Source organism: Streptomyces sp. NPDC057428 (genome assembly GCF_042803195.1).
Lineage (GTDB): Bacteria > Actinomycetota > Actinomycetes > Streptomycetales > Streptomycetaceae > Streptomyces.
This window is the reverse complement of the sequence record NZ_JBHVCT010000015.1, coordinates 1-21,938: the sequence shown is the minus strand read 5'-3', so window position 1 is coordinate 21,938 and position 21,938 is coordinate 1. Positions and strand designations below refer to the sequence as shown.

General features: G+C 68.6%; 16 protein-coding genes and 1 pseudogene. 12 read left to right on the top strand and 5 right to left on the bottom strand.

Annotation, left to right across the window (positions count from 1 at the left end):
* Nucleotides 1–174 precede the first annotated feature (174 nt).
* The 5 genes from ACFU5K_RS08675 to ACFU5K_RS08655 all read left to right on the top strand — a co-directional run bounded on the left by ACFU5K_RS08675 (nt 175) and on the right by ACFU5K_RS08655 (nt 5,099).
* The gene (locus tag ACFU5K_RS08675; protein ID WP_384058311.1) at nt 175–1,158 is read left to right on the top strand and encodes a sugar ABC transporter substrate-binding protein; all 984 of its coding nucleotides are present in this window, start codon (nt 175–177) and stop codon (nt 1,156–1,158) included.
* A complete protein-coding gene (locus ACFU5K_RS08670) occupies nt 1,155–2,204 on the top strand; it encodes an ABC transporter permease (protein WP_384058309.1) in 1,050 nt (349 codons plus the stop codon). The genes ACFU5K_RS08675 and ACFU5K_RS08670 overlap by 4 nt, the downstream gene beginning before the upstream one ends.
* The gene (locus tag ACFU5K_RS08665) at nt 2,201–3,061 is read left to right on the top strand and encodes an ATP-binding cassette domain-containing protein (RefSeq protein ID WP_384058307.1); all 861 of its coding nucleotides are present in this window, start codon (nt 2,201–2,203) and stop codon (nt 3,059–3,061) included. Before ACFU5K_RS08670 ends, ACFU5K_RS08665 begins: the two co-directional genes overlap by 4 nt.
* A 132-nt stretch (nt 3,062–3,193) precedes the next feature.
* A complete protein-coding gene (locus ACFU5K_RS08660; RefSeq protein ID WP_384058305.1) occupies nt 3,194–4,363 on the top strand; it encodes an ROK family glucokinase in 1,170 nt (389 codons plus the stop codon).
* A 67-nt stretch (nt 4,364–4,430) separates the two neighbouring features.
* Complete coding sequence (locus ACFU5K_RS08655; RefSeq protein WP_384058303.1) at nt 4,431–5,099, top strand: collagen-like protein; 669 nt, start codon at nt 4,431–4,433, stop codon at nt 5,097–5,099.
* Nucleotides 5,100–5,404: 305 nt separating this feature from the next.
* Here ACFU5K_RS08655 and ACFU5K_RS08650 read toward each other — a convergent pair whose 3' ends face one another.
* Nucleotides 5,405–5,899: a GbsR/MarR family transcriptional regulator gene (locus ACFU5K_RS08650; protein ID WP_384058301.1), complete on the bottom strand. Its 495-nt coding sequence runs from the start codon at nt 5,897–5,899 to the stop codon at nt 5,405–5,407.
* A gap of 91 nt (nt 5,900–5,990) precedes the next feature.
* On the opposite strand from ACFU5K_RS08650, the gene ACFU5K_RS08645 reads away from it, so the two are divergent.
* The 3 genes and pseudogenes from ACFU5K_RS08645 to ACFU5K_RS08635 form a co-directional block, all read left to right on the top strand.
* Complete coding sequence (locus tag ACFU5K_RS08645; RefSeq protein ID WP_384058299.1) at nt 5,991–6,929, top strand: ATP-binding cassette domain-containing protein; 939 nt, start codon at nt 5,991–5,993, stop codon at nt 6,927–6,929.
* On the top strand, nt 6,926–8,584 hold the full coding sequence (locus ACFU5K_RS08640) for an ABC transporter permease (RefSeq protein WP_384058297.1): 1,659 nt from the start codon (nt 6,926–6,928) through the stop codon (nt 8,582–8,584). Before ACFU5K_RS08645 ends, ACFU5K_RS08640 begins: the two co-directional genes overlap by 4 nt.
* A 128-nt stretch (nt 8,585–8,712) precedes the next feature.
* Nucleotides 8,713–8,860, top strand: a pseudogene (locus ACFU5K_RS08635) (helix-turn-helix domain-containing protein); the annotation flags it as partial.
* 150 nt (nt 8,861–9,010) lie between these two features.
* On the opposite strand, the gene ACFU5K_RS08630 reads toward ACFU5K_RS08635, so the two are convergent.
* A complete protein-coding gene (locus tag ACFU5K_RS08630; protein ID WP_384058295.1) occupies nt 9,011–9,544 on the bottom strand; it encodes a TerD family protein in 534 nt (177 codons plus the stop codon).
* Between the two features lie 748 nt (nt 9,545–10,292).
* On the opposite strand from ACFU5K_RS08630, the gene ACFU5K_RS08625 reads away from it, so the two are divergent.
* Both ACFU5K_RS08625 and ACFU5K_RS08620 read left to right on the top strand, forming a co-directional pair.
* Complete coding sequence (locus tag ACFU5K_RS08625) at nt 10,293–11,021, top strand: transposase domain-containing protein (RefSeq protein WP_384058423.1); 729 nt, start codon at nt 10,293–10,295, stop codon at nt 11,019–11,021.
* Complete coding sequence (locus tag ACFU5K_RS08620) at nt 10,945–11,340, top strand: transposase (RefSeq protein ID WP_384058422.1); 396 nt, start codon at nt 10,945–10,947, stop codon at nt 11,338–11,340. The genes ACFU5K_RS08625 and ACFU5K_RS08620 overlap by 77 nt, the downstream gene beginning before the upstream one ends.
* Before the next feature lie 518 nt (nt 11,341–11,858).
* Here ACFU5K_RS08620 and ACFU5K_RS08615 read toward each other — a convergent pair.
* From ACFU5K_RS08615 to ACFU5K_RS08605, 3 genes are read right to left on the bottom strand one after another with little or no spacing between them, the layout of a single operon-like run.
* Nucleotides 11,859–12,764, bottom strand: coding sequence for a fatty acid desaturase family protein (locus tag ACFU5K_RS08615; RefSeq protein WP_384058293.1), 906 nt, complete (start codon nt 12,762–12,764; stop codon nt 11,859–11,861).
* Nucleotides 12,765–12,792: 28 nt separating this feature from the next.
* Nucleotides 12,793–13,707: a pyridoxal-phosphate dependent enzyme gene (locus ACFU5K_RS08610; RefSeq protein WP_384058291.1), complete on the bottom strand. Its 915-nt coding sequence runs from the start codon at nt 13,705–13,707 to the stop codon at nt 12,793–12,795.
* A 9-nt stretch (nt 13,708–13,716) separates the two neighbouring features.
* Nucleotides 13,717–20,679 (bottom strand): amino acid adenylation domain-containing protein, encoded by a 6,963-nt coding sequence (locus tag ACFU5K_RS08605; protein WP_384058420.1) that lies wholly within the window; start codon nt 20,677–20,679, stop codon nt 13,717–13,719.
* 400 nt (nt 20,680–21,079) lie between these two features.
* Here ACFU5K_RS08605 and ACFU5K_RS08600 point away from each other — a divergent pair, with 400 nt between their 5' ends.
* Nucleotides 21,080–21,265 carry a hypothetical protein gene (locus ACFU5K_RS08600; protein ID WP_384058289.1) on the top strand — a complete coding sequence of 62 codons (186 nt, stop codon included), beginning with the start codon at nt 21,080–21,082 and terminating at the stop codon, nt 21,263–21,265.
* Nucleotides 21,266–21,271: 6 nt separating this feature from the next.
* Nucleotides 21,272–21,832: an aspartyl/asparaginyl beta-hydroxylase domain-containing protein gene (locus ACFU5K_RS08595; RefSeq protein ID WP_384058287.1), complete on the top strand. Its 561-nt coding sequence runs from the start codon at nt 21,272–21,274 to the stop codon at nt 21,830–21,832.
* The last annotated feature ends 106 nt before the right edge of the window (nt 21,833–21,938 follow it).

Here is a 21,938-nt window from a genome sequence, read left to right as displayed (position 1 = left end):
CTAGAACGTCGGGAGGGCGCGGCCCGCGCCCCTGCCGGGCCCCGCCGGTCCGGGCTCGGGGATACTTGGCCCGGCCGGGCGGCGAGTCCGCTCTCCCGGTCTCACCAGGCAGCACAGCGAGCAGCACTAGAAGGGCACGGCGTCGTGGCAAGGGTTCGGACAGGGGTACGCGTGATGGGCGCCGTGCTGGCAACGGTACTGGCGGCCTCCCTCGCGGGATGCAGCAGCACCGGCGGCAAGCGGGCGGAGGAGCGCGCGGCCAAGGAGGCCGCCGAGGGCCGGTCCGCGGTGAACACGCCCCGCTGGACCTTCGCCATGGTCACCCACTCGGGTGATGGCGACACCTTCTGGGACATCGTCCAGAAGGGTGCCGAGCAGGCGGCCGGGAAGGACAACATCAACTTCCTGTACTCGCACAACGCCGAGGGACAGCAGCAGGCCGAGCTCGTCCAGACCGCGATCGACAAGAAGGTCGACGGCCTGATCGTCTCGCTGGCCAAGCCCGACTCGCTGAAGGCGGTCGTGACCAAGGCCGTGAAGGCGGGTATCCCCGTGATCACGGTGAACTCGGGATCCGCCGAGTCCAAGGCCTTCGGCGCGCTCACCCACATCGGTCAGGACGAGTCCATCGCGGGTGAAGCCGTCGGTGACGAGCTCGACAAGCGCGGCCGCAAGAAGGCGCTGTGCGTCCTGCACGAGCAGGGCAACGTCGGCCATGAGCAGCGGTGTGCCGGTGCCAAGAAGTCCTTCGACGGGACGATGGAGAACCTCTACGTCGACGGCACGAACCTGCCCGACGTCCAGGCGTCGATCGAGGCCAAGCTCGGCGCGGACCAGGACATCGACGCCGTCGTCACGCTCGGCGCGCCGTTCGCCGCCGCGGCCGTCAAAGCCAAGAAGACCGCGGGCAGCAAGGCGGAGATCGACACCTTCGACCTCAACGCGAGCGTGGCCGCCGGACTGCAGGACGACTCGCTCGGCTTCGCCGTCGACCAGCAGCCCTACCTCCAGGGCTACGAGGCCGTCGACCTGCTCTGGCTCTACCGCTACAACCAGAACGTGCTCGGCGGCGGCCTGCCCGTCCTCACAGGCCCGCAGATCATCACCGCCGACGACGCCGAGGCCCTTGCCGAGTACGCGAAGCGGGGAACCCGATGACCGCGACCGGGCAACCGGCGGCGCCCCGTACCGATGAACGTCTGATGCACGCCTCACCGCTGCGCAAGCTGCTCGGCCGTCCCGAGCTCGGCTCGGTCGTCGGGGCCGTGGCCGTCTTCCTGTTCTTCGCGATCATCGCGGACAGCTTCCTGCGGCCGTCCAGCCTGGGCACGATCCTGTACGCGGCTTCCACCATCGGGATCATGGCGGTGCCGGTGGCGCTTCTGATGATCGGCGGTGAGTTCGACCTCTCCGCCGGTGTGATGGTGACCAGCTCTGCGTTGATCTCCTCGATCTTCAGCTACCAGCTGACCGCAAACGTCTGGACGGGCGTCTTCGTGTCGCTGCTCGTCACTCTGGGCTTCGGCGCGTTCAACGGCTTCATGCTGACCCGCACCAAACTGCCGAGCTTCATCATCACGCTGGGCACGTTCCTGATGCTGACCGGCCTCAACCTGGGCTTCACCAAGCTCATCAGCGGCACGGTGTCGACCAAGGCCATCGGTGACATGGAGGGCTTCGAGTCGGCCCGCAAGGTCTTCGCGTCCCACCTCACCATCGGCGGTGTCGAGCTCAAGGTCACCATCCTGTGGTGGGTGGTGCTCGTCGCGGTGGCCACCTGGATCCTGATCCGTACCCGCTTCGGGAACTGGATCTTCGCCGTCGGCGGTCAGGCCGACGCGGCCCGCGCGGTCGGTGTCCCGGTGATCCGTACACGCATCGGGCTCTACCTCGGTGTCGCCTTCGCCGCCTGGGTCTCCGGACAGCACCTGCTGTTCTCCTACGACGTGGTGCAGTCCGGCGAGGGTGTCGGCAACGAGCTGATCTACATCATCGCGGCCGTCATCGGCGGCTGCCTGATCACCGGCGGCTACGGCTCCGCGATCGGATCGGCGATCGGCGCCCTCATCTTCGGCATGACCAGCAAGGGCATCGTGTACGCGGAGTGGAACCCCGACTGGTTCAAGTTCTTCCTGGGAGCGATGCTGCTCCTGGCCACCCTGCTCAACGCATGGGTACGCAAGCGCGCGGAGGCGACGAAATGACGGCCACCCAGGCTCCCGCCCCCCGGGACACGGCCGGTCCGGCGCTGGTCGAGCTCGAGAACGTCAGCAAGTACTACGGCAACATCAAGGCCCTGGAGAACGTCTCCCTGGAGGTCCGGGCGGGGGAGATCTCCTGCGTCCTCGGCGACAACGGCGCCGGCAAGTCGACCCTCATCAAGATCATCGCGGGGCTCCACAAGCACGACGCCGGATCCTTCCTCATCGAGGGGGAGGAGACGACCCTCGCCAACCCGCGCGACGCGCTGGACCGCGGCATCGCCACCGTCTACCAGGACCTCGCCGTCGTGCCGCTCATGCCGGTCTGGCGCAACTTCTTCCTGGGCTCGGAGCCGACGAAGGGTACCGGCCCCTTCAAGCGCCTGGACGTCCGGCTGATGCGCGAGACGACGCGTGCGGAACTGCTGCGCATGGGCATCGACCTGCGCGACGTCGACCAGCCCATCGGCACCCTCTCCGGTGGTGAGCGCCAGTGCGTGGCCATCGCCCGCGCCGTGTACTTCGGAGCCAAGGTCCTCGTCCTGGACGAGCCGACCGCCGCCCTCGGCGTCAAGCAGTCGGGGGTAGTCCTCAAGTACGTCGCGGCCGCCAGGGACGCCGGGCTCGGCGTGGTTCTCATCACTCACAACCCGCACCACGCCTATCTCGTCGGTGACCGGTTCGTCCTGCTCAAGCGTGGCGCGATGTCCGGCAGCCACACCAGGGACGATGTCACCCTGGACGAGCTGACCCGTCAGATGGCCGGTGGGAGCGAGCTCGAAGAGCTCAGCCACGAGCTCGAGCGCGCCCCGCTCCCGGACCACCTCGGTGGTCGCCAGGTCGGCGAGGAAACCCCTTAAGTCACGTTCTGTACCCCCCGCCCCCGATCCGGAGACCGGCTACGGGGGCGGGGGAATGGCAGAATCGTGCACAGCGGACGCCGTCCGCCGCCGGACCGACCACCGACCGGCCCCCCGACCTGCGCAGGGACGATGAGCACGTACCGCGACTTCACACACCGCGGCTCCGCCCGCGCCACCGTCCTGCGGACCGTCGGCACCAGGGAGCGGCGCTCGCACCTGACGGCGCCCCGCGTTCCCACCGTCGGCATCGACATCGGCGGTACGAAGGTGATGGCGGGCGTCGTCGACGCCGACGGCAACATCCTGGAGACCCTCCGCACGGAGACCCCGGACAAGTCCAAGAGCCCCAAGGTCGTCGAGGACACCATCGTCGAGCTGGTCCTGGACCTCTCCGACCGGCACGACGTGCATGCCGTCGGCATCGGCGCTGCGGGCTGGGTCGACGCGGACCGCTCCAAGGTGCTCTTCGCGCCGCATCTCGCCTGGCGCGACGAACCCCTCCGGGACGCCATCGCCTCCCGGCTCGTCGTCCCCGTCATGGTCGACAACGACGCCAACACGGCGGCCTGGGCGGAATGGCGCTTCGGTGCCGGACGCGGCGAGGACCACCTCGTGATGATCACGCTGGGTACCGGCATCGGCGGCGCCATCCTGGAGGACGGGCACGTCAAGCGCGGCAAGTACGGCGTCGCCGGTGAGTTCGGCCACATGCAGGTGGTGCCCGGCGGGCATCGCTGTCCGTGCGGGAACCGCGGCTGCTGGGAGCAGTACAGCTCGGGCAACGCCCTGGTGCGCGAGGCCAGGGAACTGGCCGCGGCGGACTCCCCGGTGGCGCACGGAATCATCGAGCGGGTCAAGGGCAACATCCCCGAGATCACCGGGCCGCTCATCACCGAACTCGCGCGCGAGGGCGACGCGATGTGCGTGGAGCTGCTCCAGGACATCGGGCAGTGGCTCGGCGTGGGCATCGCCAACCTCGCCGCCGCACTGGACCCCTCGTGCTTCGTCATCGGGGGCGGGGTCAGCGCGGCCGACGACCTGCTGATCGGCCCGGCCAGGGACGCCTTCAAGCGCCACCTCACGGGCCGCGGCTACCGCCCCGAGGCGCGGATCGCGAAGGCGCAGCTCGGCCCGGAGGCCGGTATGGTCGGCGCCGCCGACCTCGCACGCCTGGTCGCCCGGAGATTCCGCCGCACCAACCGCCGCCGGGTCGAACGCTACGAGCGGTACGCCCAGTTCTACGACCAGGCCGCCAGCACCATCAGGAACACGCGCGGCCCCCGAAGCTCCGCCGACTGATCCGCGGCCGCACGACGCGGCATCCGCCACCCGCACTCCGTACCGCAGTATCGAGGGATCACCGACCATGACCGCAGCCGAGCACCACATCGTGCCGCGCCAGCCCCCTTCATCGGGTCCCGCGGGGCCCTCCGGGGCCCCGGGTTCTGCGGGCTCCCCGGGCGCGCCTGGCTCCCCGGGTGTGCCCGGCGACGGTGACGGGAAGCCTCCGCAGGACCGGCGCAGGGCGATCCGCCGTCGCCTGATCACCCTGACCATCATCGTGCTGCTGATCGGCATCCCGGCCGGCTATCTGGTGATCTCCGCAGGCCAGAGCCGCCGGTCGGGCAAGGACAAGGAAGCGGAGGCCGCGGCGCAGGGGCTGCGCGAGGACTGGCCGTCCGGGATGCAGCGGCGGATCTTCGAGCTGCCCGTCCCGGGCAACGCGGTCGGGGTCCAGTACTACGAGACCAACAACTGGAAAGCCAGCAGGATGTACGTGAAGTTCCGTACGACCTCCGCCGGTCTCGACCGGTTCCTGAGCGGCGTCGGGACCGGCCGTGCGGCCCTGGAGACCGGCAAGGTCACAATCGCCGCGCGGGACCTCAAGATCACCGGATGGTACTTCGGACCGGGCGTCGACTGGGCGGGCACGGTCCACAAGAACAAGGACCCGCGCCCCACCCAGCACATCACCGTCAACATGACGGATCCGGCGGCTCCGGTCGTCTACGTGGTGTCCGCGGCGACCCCCTGACGGGGAGCGGGCGGCGCTCGTGTGTGTCCAGGTCAGGACCTCACGATGTGAGAGCGGCCACATGGTTGGTGACACGCGTGTGACAAGCTGCCGAGGATCAGGGAGAGCCGGGGCCGTTCGACAGCACGCGTGCGAAACGCCTCGCCCGGACCGCTCTTCGGCTCGAAGTACCAGCAGTTGCTTCGCGCGTCGCTTCGATGCGTCGAGTCGATCTCGACACCTGACACGGAGCCCGGATCGCCGCAGTCAGCGCCTGGCGGTCGACCCGCCATCCGCCCGCCTCACCGTCAACCAGTACCAGCGGGCTAACGACCTCGGGTCTCACGCCAGCGTTCCATCATGCCCGCCAGTTCGGCCTGGACGAATTCGAAGAACTCCGCCGTCTCGGCGAGCCGCGCCCCGGCGGGAGTGGATTCCCCGAGGGTGCGCGCCCCGTCCATGAGCGCTCGCTCCCAGCGCGTCAGCACCTGGTCGCGGCTGGCGAAAGTGGTGTACCAGATTTCATCGTGCAGACGGTAGCGGTCGCGCCGTGAACCCGGCTCTCGCTCGCGGGCGATCATGCCCACTTGGGTCAGGTAGTTGATCGCACCCGAGACGGCGGCCGGGCTGATCCGCAGCTGTTCGCCGAGTTCGGCCGATGTCATGGAGCCGTCGTCGTCCGCGAGGAGTGCCGCGAAGACCCGGGATGCCATGCGCTGCATCCCAGCTTCCGTCATCTCGGCGGCGAACCGCTCGACGAACCGTGACACAGCTTCCTCGTCACGCACGTTTGCTTCACTCTCACCGGTCTCGCTGGTCATCAGCGCATCGTCTCCCCTGTTCTGCCCATGTCTCAACTTTATACACTTCCTTAACTTCACAACTTTGTGAATGTAGCGTACGGTCCAAAACATGACGAAGGCAATCACTGCCGCCGGACTGCGCAAGTCATTCGGCCGGACGCATGCACTGAACGGCCTCGACCTCAGCGTCGAGACCGGCGAGGTCCACGGCTTCCTGGGGCCCAACGGGGCGGGAAAATCCACTACCATCCGGGTCCTGCTAGGTCTACTGCGGGCCGATTCGGGCGCGGTCAAGCTGCTCGGCAGGGACCCTTGGCACGACGCCGTGGAGTTGCACCGACGCCTGGCCTATGTACCCGGCGATGTCGAGCTGTGGCCGGGCCTCACCGGAGGGGAGGCCATCGATCTGCTCTCACGGCTGCGCGGCGCCCCCGACAAGCGGCGCCGTGACGAGCTCATCGAGCGCTTCGACCTCGATCCGACGAAGAAGGGGCGGGCCTACTCCAAGGGCAACCGCCAGAAGGTCGCCATAGTTGCCGCGCTCGCGTCGGACGCCGAACTGTTGCTGCTCGACGAGCCGACCGCCGGGCTCGACCCCCTCATGGAGGTCGTCTTCCAGGACGTGATCCTCCAGGCGAAAGCCGCCGGCAAGACCGTGCTGCTCTCCAGCCACGTTCTTGCCCAGGTCGAGAAGCTGGCCGACCGGGTCAGCATCATCCGGCTCGGCAGGACCGTCCAGTCCGGGTCGCTGAGCGAGATGCGTCATCTGACACGTACGACGATCGAGGCCGAGACAGCCCATCCGGCCACCGGGCTCGACCAGCTGCCGGGTGTGCACCAGGTGCAGATCATCGCCGCGGGGACCGCGAGCGCGGGCCGGGTGCGGTTCGCCGTGGACGGTGACCACCTCGACCAAGCGGTCCGCCAGCTCTCCGAATTCGGCATCCGCAGCCTCGTCAGCCACCCCCCGACCCTCGAAGAGCTCATGCTGCGGCACTACAGCGATGAACTCGCGGCCAACGGCCACTCCCACGGAGACGTACGATGACCGCCACCACCGAGACCCGGACACCCGCGCCCGGCCGACCCGCCGCCAGCGGCGGCGCCCTCGCCGGAACCCGCATCCTGATCCGATTCAACCTGCGCAGGGACCGCGTCCGCCTCCCCTTGTGGATCCTGGCGCTCTTCCTCGGCACGGTCACCACGGCGGGCAACTACAAGCAGCTGTACGCCGACCCGCAGGACCGCGCCGCCGCCGTCACCACCATGGACAGCCCGGCCGGTCTCGCTATGACGGGCCCTCCGCACTACCTGGACGACTACACCTTCGGATCCATGCTGGGCCACCAGATGATCGGCTTCGCGGCCGTCATGGTCGGCCTCATGAGCGTACTGATCATCACCCGGCACACCCGCAACGAGGAGGAGACCAACCGCGCAGAGCTCGTCCGCTCCACCGTCGTCGGACGCCACGCCCACCTCGCCGCCGCACTCACCGTGGCTGTGCTCGCCAACCTCGCGCTCGCCCTGCTGCTGGGCTTCGGCCTCGGCGCGATGGGCATCGACTCCATCAACGCCGGCGGATCCCTTCTCTACGGCTTCACCCATGCGGCGCTGGGTGTCGTCTTCGCCGCGGTGGCGGCGGTCACCGCACAGATCACCGCCCACACCAGAGCTGCCTCCGGCATGGCGCTGGCCGTCATCGGCCTCGCCTACGTCCTGCGGGCAGCCGGTGACGCGGGCGGCAACGACGCGCTGTCCTGGCTGTCCCCGATCGGCTGGGCACAGCGCACGTACGTCTACGTCGACAACAGTTGGTGGCCCCTGCTGCTCTGCCTCGTCCTCGCCGTGCTCTGCGCGGCTGCGGCATTCGTGCTGTCCACGCGGCGGGACGTTGGCGCGGGCCTGCGCACCGCACGACTCGGCAGCCCGGTCGCGTCCGAGTCGCTGGTCACACCGCTCGGCTTCGCCCTGCGACTGCACCGCTCGATGCTTGTCGGCTTCGGCGCGGGCCTGTTCCTGATGGGCGCGATGTACGGATCCATCCTCGGCCAGGCCGGCGACATGCTGAAGAGCATCGACCAGATCCAGGAAGCACTGGAGGAGGTCGGCGGTACGTCGATGGTCGAATCGTTCGCGTCGATGGTCATGGTGATCCTCGCGGTCGTGGCCTCCGTCTACGTGGTGATGGCAGCCCTGCGCCCCCGCTCAGAGGAGAACTCGGGCCGGGCCGAACCATTGCTTTCGACCGGCCTGTCCCGAGCGCGCTGGGCGGGCAGTCACCTGGCCCTTGCCATGACGGGCGGCACGGTCCTGCTGCTCCTGGCCGGGCTCGGCATCGGTGTCGCGGGCGCCGCGTCGACCGGGGACCCCGGGCTGTTCCCGGAACTGGTGGGCGCCGCCCTGGCGTACGCGCCGGCGTTGTGGGTCACCGTCGGCGTCGCGGCCGTCCTCTTCGGCTGGCTGCCACGCGCGGCGACCGCGGCCTGGGTGGTACCGGTGTACGCGTTCGTGGTCGGCTACCTGGGCAAGCTGTTGCGGTTCCCGCACTGGATGAACAACCTCTCCCCGTTCGGGCATGTGCCGCAACTGCCGGCCGCGGAGATGAACTGGACACCGACTATCGCCCTCACTGCGATCGCGGTGGGCCTGGTGTGGCTGGGGCTGGATGGCTTCCGGCGCCGTGACCTGGGGACCAAGTAGTGAACAAGGTTTCGCGTCTCCGAGTTCGCAAGGAAGTCGACCATCAAGACCGGCAAGAACGAGCACAAGTTGCCGCCGCCTACCTCGCTGTCCCGGGCCCTCTCGCCGAGGCCGACGGCCGATGAGTAACAGCCCGCCAGCTCTTGCTCAGCATCCGCGCCCTGACCTACCGCCTCGAGCGCATCCATCAGCTCACAGGAAACAACCCCACCGACCCCTCAGCACCGCTACACCCTTCAAACCGCGGTGACCGGTGCCCGCATCCTCGACTGGCCCCGCACACAGCCTCCGATCCGCCCTCAGGGCCCGGCCTGTGGGGAGACTTCACAGCCTCGACGCCTGCCTTCGCCAGTCATGTGCCGCACCTGCCAACTGGCGCACCAGGCCACAGGTCCAATGCCCGACCTGTTACGGACAGGAGGACGCTTATGCCTGCGTGGGGCGGCCCATCTCTGCCGTGAAGAGCAGCGGATCACTGTCGAACCCGCGGATCATCCGCTGAAACGTCCACCCCCCGGAAGCCTCCCGAACGAATTCCGCGACCGTTGCCGCACAGGACCCGCTGACCTGGGAGAAGTCGTCCTTGAGGAGCTCCTCATATCCCTCGGCAACCAGAACTCCGACGTTCGAGATGTCGGCGAATACCTTACGGCCGTCGTCCTGATGGATTGCCACACCCACGACGACCCGTGCGAAGGAGGAAGCGAGGCGATCGAGCTCCAAGGTCATCTCTTCGACATAGCCAAAGCCCTGCCCGGTGCGGCTGTGCCGGCTCATGTTGATGGTGCCGTCCGGTGAGCGGCTGTCGAAGTGGACGACGTAAGCAGGCGGTCCGTACGCTGCGGCCTTCGAGTAGGTGGTGGCAATGATGTCCAAATGCTGCGGTGACTCGTTCCACGGACTCGGATCCCACTTGAGTCGTACCGCGACCTTCCCCGCACCCCGGCTGTCGCTGCTCACCCTTTGGCTACCTCTCCCCAGTCGAACTACTGCAACGGGACACCGGGCAATTATGAACGACACCAGCTCAGGGGGACTGCAAAACGTTCAAACGTTCGGTGTAACTCCCGATCACGGAAGATGCATCGATGACCAGCGAGGACGTGACCGAGGCCGCTCCACGGCCTCGACCGCGGAACCGCCTGGGCCAGGGGCCGGCCCGCCACCGGCGGATCGTCGGCGGTCGGTTCGGGATCGTGCCACTGCACACACTCGACGGGATCGCCGCGCATGTGAGACGCGGGGAAGGCAACGAAGCCACCCACGAGAGGGATGCGGCGGTCTCCTCCGCCCTGCTGGGAGGTGACCGTGAGGTGCCTCTGCGACGTCCGATCTCGTCGGCCATGTCACACAGGCATGGAAGGCACCTCCGCGCCACGGCGCAGAGAACCGCTCGGACTTGCTCCGTCACCAGAGCGAGTCACTGCTAAGGGCAAGGCCGTGTTAGGGCTTCGGAGGCGCTGACAAGTACCCGCTGATCTGCGGTGACTCGGAACGTGAGAAGCGGAGCCTTGGTAGAACTGGCAGTCGACCAAGACAGCCGTTCACAGCACCGGAGGCTCCGCTGTCCGATCAGTGTGTTATCACGCGTGAAATCACGGTAGCCAAGGGCCTGTTCGCCCCCGGCCATCTGGGGGAACTCACCCAGATCGTCACGTTCGAGATGGTCGATGCTGTCCTGGCCGAGACCGGTGCCGTCCAGCGCTGACTGCGGAAGATCCCCGCCCGGGTGGTGGTCTACCTGCTGCTGGCGGCCGCCCTGTTCGAGGAATGCGGCTACCTGGCGGTGTGGCGCAAGCTCACCGTCGCACTGGAAGCGATACCGGTCGCGAAGATCACCGGCACGGCACTCTGGGACGCGCGGACCCGTCTTGGCGTGCGCCCGATGCGGGCCTTGTTCGACCTGTTGCGCGGGCCGGCCACGGCGATCCGCACCGGCGGCGCCCGTTTCGATGGCTTGCTTACCGTCGCGATCGACGGCACCTACCTCGACGTCCCCGACAGCCCGCTGCACCGGGCCCACCTGGGCAAAGGCACCAACCAGTACGCGACCTCCGGCTACCCGCAGATCTGCCTGACCGCGCTGGTCGCCTGCTGCACCCGCGCGGTCCTGGACGCCGCCTTCGGCCGCCGATCCAGCGGCGAGACCGTCTACGGCAAGCGGCTGATGCGCTCACTGCACGCCAGCGTGATCGTGTTGCTGGACCGGGCCCTTTTCCTCGAACACGTTCCCGGCCGCGGTTGGCGCCACCGAGGCCGCCTTCCTCGCCCGCGCCTCCGCCGCCCGCAAACCGCCGGTCCTGGCCCGCTACGACGACGGCTCCTACCTCTCCCGCTTCGGCGACCTCGAGGTCCGTGTCATCGAGTGCGAGATCACCATCACCACCAGTCAGGGCCACCGGACCGGGCTCTACCGGCTGGTCACCAACCTCCTTGACCACCACCGATACCCGGCATCCAACCTGGTCAGCCTGTATCACGAGAGGTGGGAAGTGGAGTCGGCCTACTTCGCGATCCTGAAAACGATGCTGGGCGGCCGGGTTCTGCGCTCGAAGACCTGGGCCGGCATCGCCCAGGAGGTCTACGCCCTACTGAGCGCCTACCAGGTCCTGCGGATCGCGATCGCCGACGCCACCGAGACCACACCCGGAGCGGACCCGGACCGGGGCAGCTTCAGCGTCGCGCTCCAATGCGCCCGCGACCAGATCATCTGCTGGTCGGCCTGTCGGCCCCGGCCGGAGCGGGCGAGCCACTGATGGCCCCAGGCGCCCCACCGGACGCACGGGCGGAGCCTGGGGCCCGGTCCCCTCCCGAGCGCCGAGTGCCGAGCCCCGGGAGGGGCCAACGCACTCGTTCGTGTGTACATCGCGAGTGGGCCGGCCCGGCGCTCGAGCTTCGAGATTTGGGTGTCGGGATCCGGAGTCCGGGATTCGAGCGCATTCGGGTAACCGGTAGGTCGAAGAAGGGGGTTGGGCCCCCACCCCGTCACGGCCAGCAGGTATGACTAAATGTGATCAGCTTGCGACGTGGCGCCATGACTGCTTACGGTGCCCCCAACGAAACGACCCCGACGCGGTGCGATCAACACCGGGCCGGGGTCTCACCCCAAGCTCGCGGGGTGTACGTGCGGGGTCGCTCCGCCCCTCTGGCGTGCGCCGTCGGGAACGCCCTCGTACTGGACGTACTCGGGCTTTCGTCCGGTGCGGCGCGATGCGTGCCGGGCGGTGCGACGGGGCGAACCTTGCCTGCCGTGGCACCAGCCCGCGCCATGGGCTCAGCGGCGCACTGCCCGCCACAGGGTGCGGTAGAAGTTCAGGTAGGTCCGTTCCAGGTGCAGGGCGTACAGGGCGGTTTCCGCGTGGCGGGCGGGTAGTTGGCTGATCGGGACGTTCATCGCGGCATGATGCTCGATATGCAGGTTGTTGCCGTTGGTGAACCAGGTGCTGAGCCGGCTGCCACGGATGCTCCGGGTGTTGCGCAGTACGTCTGTGCTGTCGGTATCGCAGAGTATGTGTTCCGGCAGCTCCACCAGGAAGTGCATCGGCACCGCGAGCAGCAGAGGCAGCACCCACAGGCGCGCGACGGGCTCGTGGTACCCCGTGGCGGCCAGGACCCCCGCCAGGGTGATCACGCCGCCGAGGATCAGATGCTCGGTGACAGCGTGACGTCGCATCGCGGGGCTGATGTGGCCGAGTTCGTACCGCCAACGGCCGGTCGCCGCACGGCACACGTCACGGATGACGGTTACCAGTCTGGAGTAGTCCAGCAGCCCGCGCAGCAGGGCGCCCTTCGTCAGCGGCTGACGGGTGTCGAAGCCGAAGAATTCGGCGTCCTGCGGTGTGCCGAGGTAGCGGTGGTGCTGCAGGTGCCGCACGCGGTAGTGGCTGTAGACCACCAGCATCGGCAGACCGAGCGGCACGCCGACGAGCCGGTGCGGCCAGGCGCGCCGGAATGCCGAGTGGTGCAGTGCCTGGTGTTGCAGTTCGACCGCGTGGGTGTACATCGCGGCGAGCAGCACCACACCGGTGACCGTGGCGAGGGGTTCGGGGCGCAGCGCGAGGGCGACGCCGAGGGCCGTCAGCGCGGTCAGCGCTGCAAGTTTGGCGATGAAGATCCGTTCGTCCACGGCAGCCGTCCGCGAGCGAACGAACAGCGACGTGGGAGGTGCCACGGCGGTCATTGCGATTCTCCGTAGGGGTTCACTTCGCTCAGCGTCCGCTGAGCAGTACGACGTGGCTTCCGGTGAGCGGTGTGGTGCGGGCGTGGCCGAGCAGTCCGGCCAGGGCGACCGCCCCTGCTGCGGTGGGCCGGGCGCCGTGGCGGGAGAGCAGGGTGGCGGCGGCGCGCAACTGTTCGTCGTCGGCGCCGTGGACGGCGCCGCCGGTGTCGGCGACCGCTGCCATCGCTTCGGGCCCTTGCAGCGCGTGCCAGTTGACCAGGGGCTGATTGTGGTCCGTGGTCACGACATCCTCGGGAGGGAGCGTCCGGTACTCACCCGGCCAGCTGGTGACGACCGGGTTGTTGGCGGCCGAGCCGACCCCGTGGATGGGCACGGACCAACGGAGGGCCCGGAGCTGTCGGTGCACCGCGATGATCGTGGTGCCGTTGCCGACAGGGATCCACAGCGCCGCGGGTGGTTCGGCGAGCGCACGATGCAGGGCCTGTACGACGACGCCGTGGCCGGCGAAGACCGCGTCCACGTACGGGCCGTCCACGTTCCCGTCGACGGATCCGTCGGCAAGCGCGAGCCTGCGGGACTCGTCGACCGCGTCCTCGTAGGTGCCGGGGACCAGGTGCACATCGGCGCCGGCGGCACGCATGAAGGCGCCGCCGTCGCTCCAGCCGGCCGGCAGCACCACGGTGCACGCCATGCCCGCGGCTGCACTGGCCATCGCCATGGCCCGGCCGTAGTTGCCGCAGGTCGCGATCACGACGCGGTCATAGCCGTCGGACGCGGCACGGGCCACGACCGCCCGGGCAGCCGGTTCCTTGTGGCTGCCGGAGGCGTACCGGGTTTCGTCCTTGATCAGGACGCGGGCACCGGGTACGAGCTCCCCGGCATCGATCAACGGCGTGCCGTAGGCGTTCACGGGCGCGTCGGAAGGCAGTACTTCTGTGGACACAGGGGTTCCTTAGCGGGTGAGCAGGGCGTCGGCTTCGCGCTGCAGGTCGTCACGGGAGCCGATCTCGGCGGACGGCACGGCGTCGGGCAGGTGGTCCTCGAGCAGCCGGAGACGGGGGTTGAACCAACCCCGAACGGCCCACGCCAGTTGCAGCAGGCCGCTGACGACGACGAGCAGGGCAAGACCACGCCCCGGCCCGGTGCCGATCAGCTTTCCGACGGAGTCGGCGAGCGCGCCATCGGGTTCGAGGAGGGGCTGTACATAGTGTTCGGCGAGCGGCCCGACCAGGAGATATCCCACCGGCATCGTCAGCAGCATCACGGTGATGAAGATCGACAGGACGCGGCCCTGGAGCTCGAAGCCGACCTTTGTCTGCACCAGTGCGATCCAGTGGCCCTCGGCGAGGGATTCACCGAAGGTCAGGAGGAACATGCCGGCCATCACGAAGGCAGGCCCGGTCCCGACACCGACGACGGCCATGGCCAGGCTGCCGATGCCCATGAAGATGATCAGGCCGTGGGCGCGCCGGGGGGTGCCGCCCCACAGCCCCATCAACAGGCTGCCGATCAGCCCGCCGAGCCCGCCGGCGGCGAGGGCGAGGCCCAGGACGACGGTGCTCTGCTCGATCAGGAGCATCGGGGTGATGACGGCGAAGCCCAGGGCGTAGAAGGCGTGGTCGATGACGAAGAACCGCAGCGCCGCGCGCAGCCCCGGACGGTGGGTGATGTAGCGCCACCCGGCGGTGATCTGGGTGCGGAAGGTTTCCTCGCGACGACGGAACATCAGGTCCGGAAAGCGGACCGGCAGCAGGGTGAGCACGCCGACGGCGAACGTGAGCATGTCGATGACGATCACACCGGGCACGCCGATCATGCCCACGAGGGCGCCACCGAGCATGGGAGCGAAGACGAGTCCGACACTGATGCCGAGTTGGGTGATGCCAGTGGCGTGTCCGAGGTACCGCTTCGGCACGAGTTGGGCGACGGCGGCGAGGTAGGCCGGCCGTTGGAAAGCTCCGGCGAGCGAGGTCACCGATACCGCGAGATAGACGTGCCACAACTGCAAGCCACCGGTGAGGACAAGGACACCGAGGGCCCCCATGGCCGTTGCGGCGGCCCCGTCGCTGGCGAGCATGACCTTGCGCCGGTCCCAGCGGTCGGCGACGGCACCGGCGAGTGGCCCTACGAGGATGCCCGGCAACAGGCCGACCGCGTTGACCACGGCGAAGTCGGTGATCGATCCGGTCTGCTGGAAGACCCAGATGCTGAGGACCAGGGCGCTGAGTCCGCTGCCGATCATGGACATGAACTGACCGAACGCGACCAGAGCGAACAGCGACAGGCTGGGCGTCGGGACGCGGCTCCGCCGTGTGCCGCGGCCCTCGCGAGGTCCGCGGTCCATGGGCGGCACGGACTGGCCGGCCGGCCGCGTCTCGTCGGGTTCTTCCGTGGAGCGCTTGAGGAAGGTGACCAGTGCCCGTGCGAGCGGGGCCGCGTGGTCCTTGACGAAGAAGTGACCCGCCTTCGGTAGAACTGCGAGGTCCACCTCGTCAGCGAAGTGCAGCCATTCCTGGTGACGTTCCTCGTAGTGCTCGGTGACTCGGTCGCGGGCGCCGACGACGGCCAGTACCGGCGTGCTCAGTGGCTCGACCTGCGCTCGGTACGCCGAGGTGAAGTACTCCTCGGCGTCTCGCGCGTCATGGCGCACGTTGCGCAGGACGAACGTCGCCTGCGCGGGGTCGTCGACGTCGGTGAAGCCGCCACGGCCGCGGAGATAGGAGAGGTATTCGCGGTCGGAGGTGAAGCGGTCGGTGGGGACCATGCGGTAGAACCAGTCGAAGAACCGTCCGGGAAGCCTGGCCGTGGGGAAGCCTGCTCCGAGTGCCACGCCGACGAGGGGCAGGCCCGCCGCCTCCGCCTGCCGGGCCACCTCGACGGTCACGGCGACGCCGAGGCAGTGGCCGTACAGCAGAACCGGTCCTTCGATCGACCTCATCTCGGCCAGGACCAGTTCGGCCACGGCGGCAGCACCCAGGAGCGGCTCGTCCGGCCGGGTGTGGTCGTGGCCGGGCAGTTCGACGGCGTGTAGCGCCCAGTTCGCCGGGAGCGCGGCTGCGAGCGGCTGGTAGGCGATGGCACTGCCACCGGAGTACGGGACTGCCACGACGGTGATGCCCCCGGTGGGCAGGTCGGCGTCGCCCGCTGTCAGCCGGTGCAGCAGCTGGCGTTCCGCGTCCGCACCGGGGTCACGGCCGTCCAGTGCCGCGGCGAGCCGGCGTACGGTCGGGTGCTGGTAGAGCTCGATCAGGGTCGGGGCGGGCTCGATCCGCCGGATGAGCCGGAGGGCCCCGAACGAGTCACCACCGAGGGAGAAGAAACTGTCGTCGATGCCGACGTCGTCGATGCCGAGTATGTCCTTCCACGCGGCCGCGATCCGTTCTTCGAGAGGCGTACGTGGGGCGGTGCCCGAAGCCTCGACGCCGAGTTCGCCGGGTGGCGGCAGAGCACGGCGGTCGAGTTTGCCGTTCGGCGTGGTAGGCAGTGACGGCAGGGGCATCAGCCGGGCCGGAACCATGTGTAGGGGCAGTGTGGCGGCGAGCGCGTCGCGGATCAGCTCCGCGTCCGGCCCCGCCGAGTGGGTGACGACGTATCCCACGAGCTGGGCGATGCCGGAGGGCAGCGGGTGGACCGCGACCGCGCACGCCACGATCCCCGGCAGGGAGCTGAGGGCGGCTTCGATCTCGCCCAGTTCGATCCGGTACCCGTTCACCTTGACCTGATCGTCGAGACGGCCGAGGAAGTCGACATCGCCGGTCAGGTGGTAGCGGGCGGAATCGCCGGTCCGGTACATGCGGGCATCCCGCTCCGGGGTGAACGGGTCGGGCACGAAGCGGTCGGCCGTCAGTTCGGGGCGGTCGTGGTAGCCGGTCGCCACGCCCAGGCCGCCGAGGTACAGCTCACCGACCACCCCGGGCGGAACCGGCCGGCCGTGCGCGTCCAGGACGTAGACCCGGTTGTTCGGGAACGGTCGGCCGATGGGCAGGGGAGCCTCGTCGGCGAGGTCGTCCACCGAGCCGTCGAAGTAGACGTTGTCGACCGTCGCCTCGGTGACCCCATACGCGTTGACGACCCGGTTGCCGGGACCGACCAGGCGGCGGGCCAGTTTGTACTCCTGCACATGCCACTTCTCGCCTCCGCCGATGAGTAGGCGCACGAAGTCCAGGCTCTGCCCCGTCCTGTCCGCGTAGCCGAGCAGGCTACGCAGGACAGCCGGGACCAGTTCTGTGCACTGCACTTGTTCGGCCCGCATCAGCGCGTACAGGTCCGCGGGATCGAGGAGGGTCTCGCGGGGTACGACGACCAGCCGGCCGCCGGTGCACAGAGCGCGCAGGGTCTCCCCGACGAACATGTCGAAGGAGAAGCTGGCGGCCTGCTGGTACGTCCAGCCGGGTTCGAGGTGGTATGCGTGCTCCCACATGGCCACGGCGTGCACCAGGTTGCCGTGAGGGACGACGACGCCCTTGGACTTGCCAGACGACCCGGACGTGTAGATCACGTACGCGGCGTCCGACTCGCTGGTGACCAGCGACAGGTTGCTGCGGTCGGCCGGGAGCGGGCCACGCATGTAGCCAGCGTCGATGACGACCTCCGACCGGCTGTCCCGCAGCATGTGGTCGAGGCGGTCGCGCGGGTACGCCGGATCGATTGGCACATAGGCCGCGCCGGCCTTGAGCACGCCCCACATGGCGGCGAACAGGTCGATGCCCCGGTCCAGGCTGATCGCGACCCGGTCACCGGGGCGCACTCCCTCGGCACGAAGCCGGCGGGCCAACTGATTCGCGCGGCCGTTGAGCTCGCCGTAACTGATCGTGGTGTCTTGGAACGCCACCGCCGGTGCGTCCGGAGCGGCCGCGACCCGGCGCTCGAAGAGTTCGTGCAGCGCTGTCGCGTCCGGCACTGCGACTGCGGTGTCGTTCCACTCGTGCAGGATCCGCCGCTGCTCGTCCGCACCGAGCAGAGCGAGCTGTGTCACCGCCCTCTCAGGGGTGGCGACACCGTCCGCCAGCAGGGTCAGGAGGTGCCCGAGCAGGGCTTCGACGCGGGCCGCGTCGAAGAGCTCAGTGGCGTAGTCGATGCTCAGCACCGGTCCGTCTGCGGGAAAGTCCAGGCTGACGGAGAGGTCCACGAGGGTTGCCACGGGAGGGACTTCCCCCACGTAGCGAACGGCCCGGTGGCTAGGCGTGGGCATGTTGTGCACGGTCAGGACTACAGGGCTGAGACGGTTTCGGTTCCCGCTGCCCGGCCGTCTCAACGCGTCGACCATGTCGGGCAGGGCGAGGGCCTGATGGTCCAGATCCCGCAGGACGGCGTCCCGGACCCTGCCGAGGAGCTCGGCGAAGGACGGTTCACCGCCTACGTCTCCGCGCAGCGGCAGGATGTTGAGCAGCGGCCCGACGATCCCTTCCAGGTCGGGGGTGCTCCGGTCGGCCACCGGGGACAGAATCGTGACGTCGGTCCGCCCGGTGTAGCGGGCCAGCACCGCCTGCAGGCCCGCCAAGACCACCATGAACAGGCTGGCCCGGTGCTCCTTGCCGCAGTCGGTCAACTTTTCGATCAGAGCGGTGCTGAGCCGCCGGTCGATGCGGGCGGACGCAAAGGACCGGGCCGGGGGCCTCGGCCGGTCCGCCGGCAGGTCCAAGTCGAAGGCGGCGCCTTCGAAGCGGCTCTTCCAGTACGCCGCGAGCCGCGCGTCGCCCCTTGATGCGGCGTAGCGTGCGGCCATGTCGGGTACGGCGACGGGCGTGGGCAGCCCGGCGGCCGCACTGAGGTCGTCGCCTCGAGGGTGACTCAGTGCCGCGTGGTAGAGCGCGGCCAGTTCGTTGCCGACGACGGCCCCGGACCAGCCGTCGTACACCAGATGATGGATGAGCAGGACAAGTTCGTCGTCGCCGTCGGTGCGGACCAGGACTGCCCTGGCCAAAGGCCCGTCGACGAGGTCGACCTTCTCGATCGTGACAGCGCCGGCCGATGGGGAGACCTCGGTCAGCGGAATCCGCCCGACCGCCTCGATTACCATGCGTGGTTGTGCCCCGTCGTCAGGAAAGCGGGCGCGGAGCAGCGGATGCCGCCGGGTGAGCTCGTCCAGACCACGGGCCATCGCCGACGCGTCGATGCGACCGTCCCACCGGAACCGGACGCCGAGGGTGTGGGCCGGAAGGTCGGCGCAGACGCGTTCCGCCACCCAGAAGTCGCGTTGCAGCGGAGTCAGCGGCAGGGCCACGCCTTCGGGTAGGCCGCTATCCGACGATTCCTCGGGAGCGGAACTGCCGACTAGCAGTTCGGCGACCGCGGCCAGCGTCGGCGCCGCGAACAGCTGACTCAGTGTAAGGTCTACGCCGTGACTGCGCCGCAGGGCACCGATCAGTCGGACCGCGGCCAGGGAGTTGCCGCCTAATGCGAGGAAGTCGTCGTCGGGCCGCAGATCGCCGACGCCTAGAAGCGTCCTCCACAGCTCGGCGACGTCGGCTTGCGCCGGTGTTAGTCCCTCAGCCGCGACGGGCACCTCCTTCGTCCTCGCGGACAGCGCCTGCCGGTCGATCTTGCCCTGGGCTGTGAGCGGGAACGACGTGTGCCCGATCAGAGCGGCAGGGATCATGTAGGCGGGCAACCGGCTGCCGAGCGAAGCGCGAACCGTCAGGAGGTCGGTATCCGCAACCGCGACCACGTGGCCCACCACGCGCTGCTGTCCAGCGCGTTCCTCCACCCGTACGACCGCGTCGACGACCGCGTCGTCCTCGCGCAACGCCGCCTCGATTTCGCCCAGTTCGACACGGAAGCCGCGGATCTTCACCTGGTCGTCGAGTCGGCCGAGGAACACGAGCCCACCGTCGGCCGCGCGGCGCACCCGGTCACCGGTCCAGTACTCCACGCCGCCGTCCGGACCGGGACGGAACCGGTCGGCGGTAAGTTCGGGCCGGTGCAGATAGCCGAGGGATACGCCGGAACCTCCGATCAGCAATTCCCCGACGTCGGCCCGTCCGCCCGAGGCATCGACCACCCGGCAGGTGACCCCCGGCAGCGGGTGTCCTATCGGCACCGCCTCTCCGGTCCACCGGGTCAGATCGGCGACGGTGGACACCACGGTGGCCTCGGTCGGCCCGTACGTGTTGAGTAACTGCACGGAGCTGCCGGCCACTCCCTGCCAGCCACGTACGAGGTCGGGGCGTGCTGCCTCACCACCGATGATCACCAGCCGGACCGTCTCAGCCAGGGTGGCCTCGCCGCTGACGAGGGCCGTCACGATCTCGTGCCAGTAGGCGGTCGGCAGGTCCAGGACGGTGACACCGAGAGCGGCGCAGCGGTCCAGGAACAGGTCCGGCCGGCTGATCATGTCGTCGTCGCGCAGGACAACCGAGGCACCAGTGACGAGCGGGGGGAAGATCTCCTCGATGCTGGCGTCGAAGCTCAGCGACGCGAACTGCAGCACCCGGTCCCCGGCGGTCAGGCCGTAACGAGAAGCGACTGCGTGGCAGAAACTGTTGAGGGCGGTTCTCGGAACCGCGACGCCCTTGGGCCGGCCTGTGGAGCCGGACGTGAAGATGACATACGCCGTACCCGGCATCTCCGGCCGTGCACCGGACTGCGGGCCGGGCGAGATCTCTTGCTCGTCGACCACGACACGGGGGCACGTGTCGTCGAGCACCAGCCGGGTGCGCTCCGCCGGGTAGGCGGGGTCCAGGGGCACATAGCCCGCCCCCGCTCGCAGCGCCGCCAGGATCGCGACGATCGCCCTGCTGCCCCGCGACATCCGGATGCCGACCAGGTCCCCCGGTCGCACGCCCGCTTCGGCGAGCTCCGCCGCGAGAGCCTCGACGTGCTGGACCAGCTCCGCGTACGTCGTCACGACCGACCCATCGACGAGCGCTGTCGCTGCGGGAGAACGACGCGCCCGCTCCGCAATGGCCGCCCACACATCGACCGGGTCCCCAATCCCCGGTGTGGCCGCGCAACCGTCGACTGCCTGACTCACGAAACTCCCCTACGCAGACCTGAAACCGAATAGAACGAGACAGTAGGGGGGAGAAAGTCCGTCACGCATTGACACGGAATGAAGAATTGGCTGACGTGCAGTCGTCGATGTTCCAGTCGTGTTCACTCAATCGGCACTCTGTCGTGTTCACCGGGCCCACCCCGTGAAGACATTCGGCGTTCATGTTGCTGAACCTGTGGACGCGCAGGGTAGGTGGCTACGCCAGGCGGACATCACGCCGTTGCGTCAGAGCCTCGGTCCAGAGAACTCCCGCGGGAATCCCACCCGGAGGGCAGCGCGCTGGACACCGGGAAAAGCAGCACACAGGCGCAGGGAGATAAGAGTGACACCGGAAATCGATGAGTACTTCGCCGTCATCGAGGCGGAGCACGGTGCCGACTCATTGGATCGGGTCAAACAGATGCTGGAACCGACAGGAATCAGCGAGCAGCGCCATCCCCTCCAGCAGGCGGCGAAATGGGTCCTGCCCGGAATTCCCCAGGTGCCCTGGCACGACCCCTACGCCTAACCGGAGTTGCTGCAGCTGGTCCTGGCTCTGGAGAGCAACCACGCGCAGATCAAAGCCGAACAGCAGGAGGCCTGGGACCGACAGCGGGAGAGGTTCAGCGACTACGAGCACCACCTGGTCCGTCAGGAGAACTGGCAAGCCCTGTACCTGTATCGCGGTGGCGCTCTCGTCGAGGAGTCCGCGTCGCTCGCGCCCACCGCGTTCCGCGTACTCAAGGAGAACGCCGTCGAGCCGGGCATCATCTGCCCGCTCCTGGAGTCGCACTTCTCGACGCTGCTGCCCGGGGCTGCAATCGCACCCCACTGCGACCTGTGGAACTTCAGCATCAACTTGCACCTGGCCATTTACATCCCGCAGGGCGCCGGAATTCGTGTCGCCGAGGAAACCCGCCAGTGGCAGGAGGGTTCGTGCCTTCTGTTCGACTATTCGTTCGAACATGAGGCGTGGAACAAGGGAACAGATACCCGGACCTGCCTGCTCGTAGACCTCTGGCACCCGGATACGACAGTGCCCGAACGCGCAGCGCTCACCATGCTGATCAGCGAGATCCGAAAGATGATGGGCTGACCCTGGATCCACCGCAACGTCGCTCGTTTAGGCCGCATGGGCCATATCTCGATGTCGGCGTGACGGTGTGCCTGGTGGTGTGATGCGTGGGCTCGTCGCGCTGGTG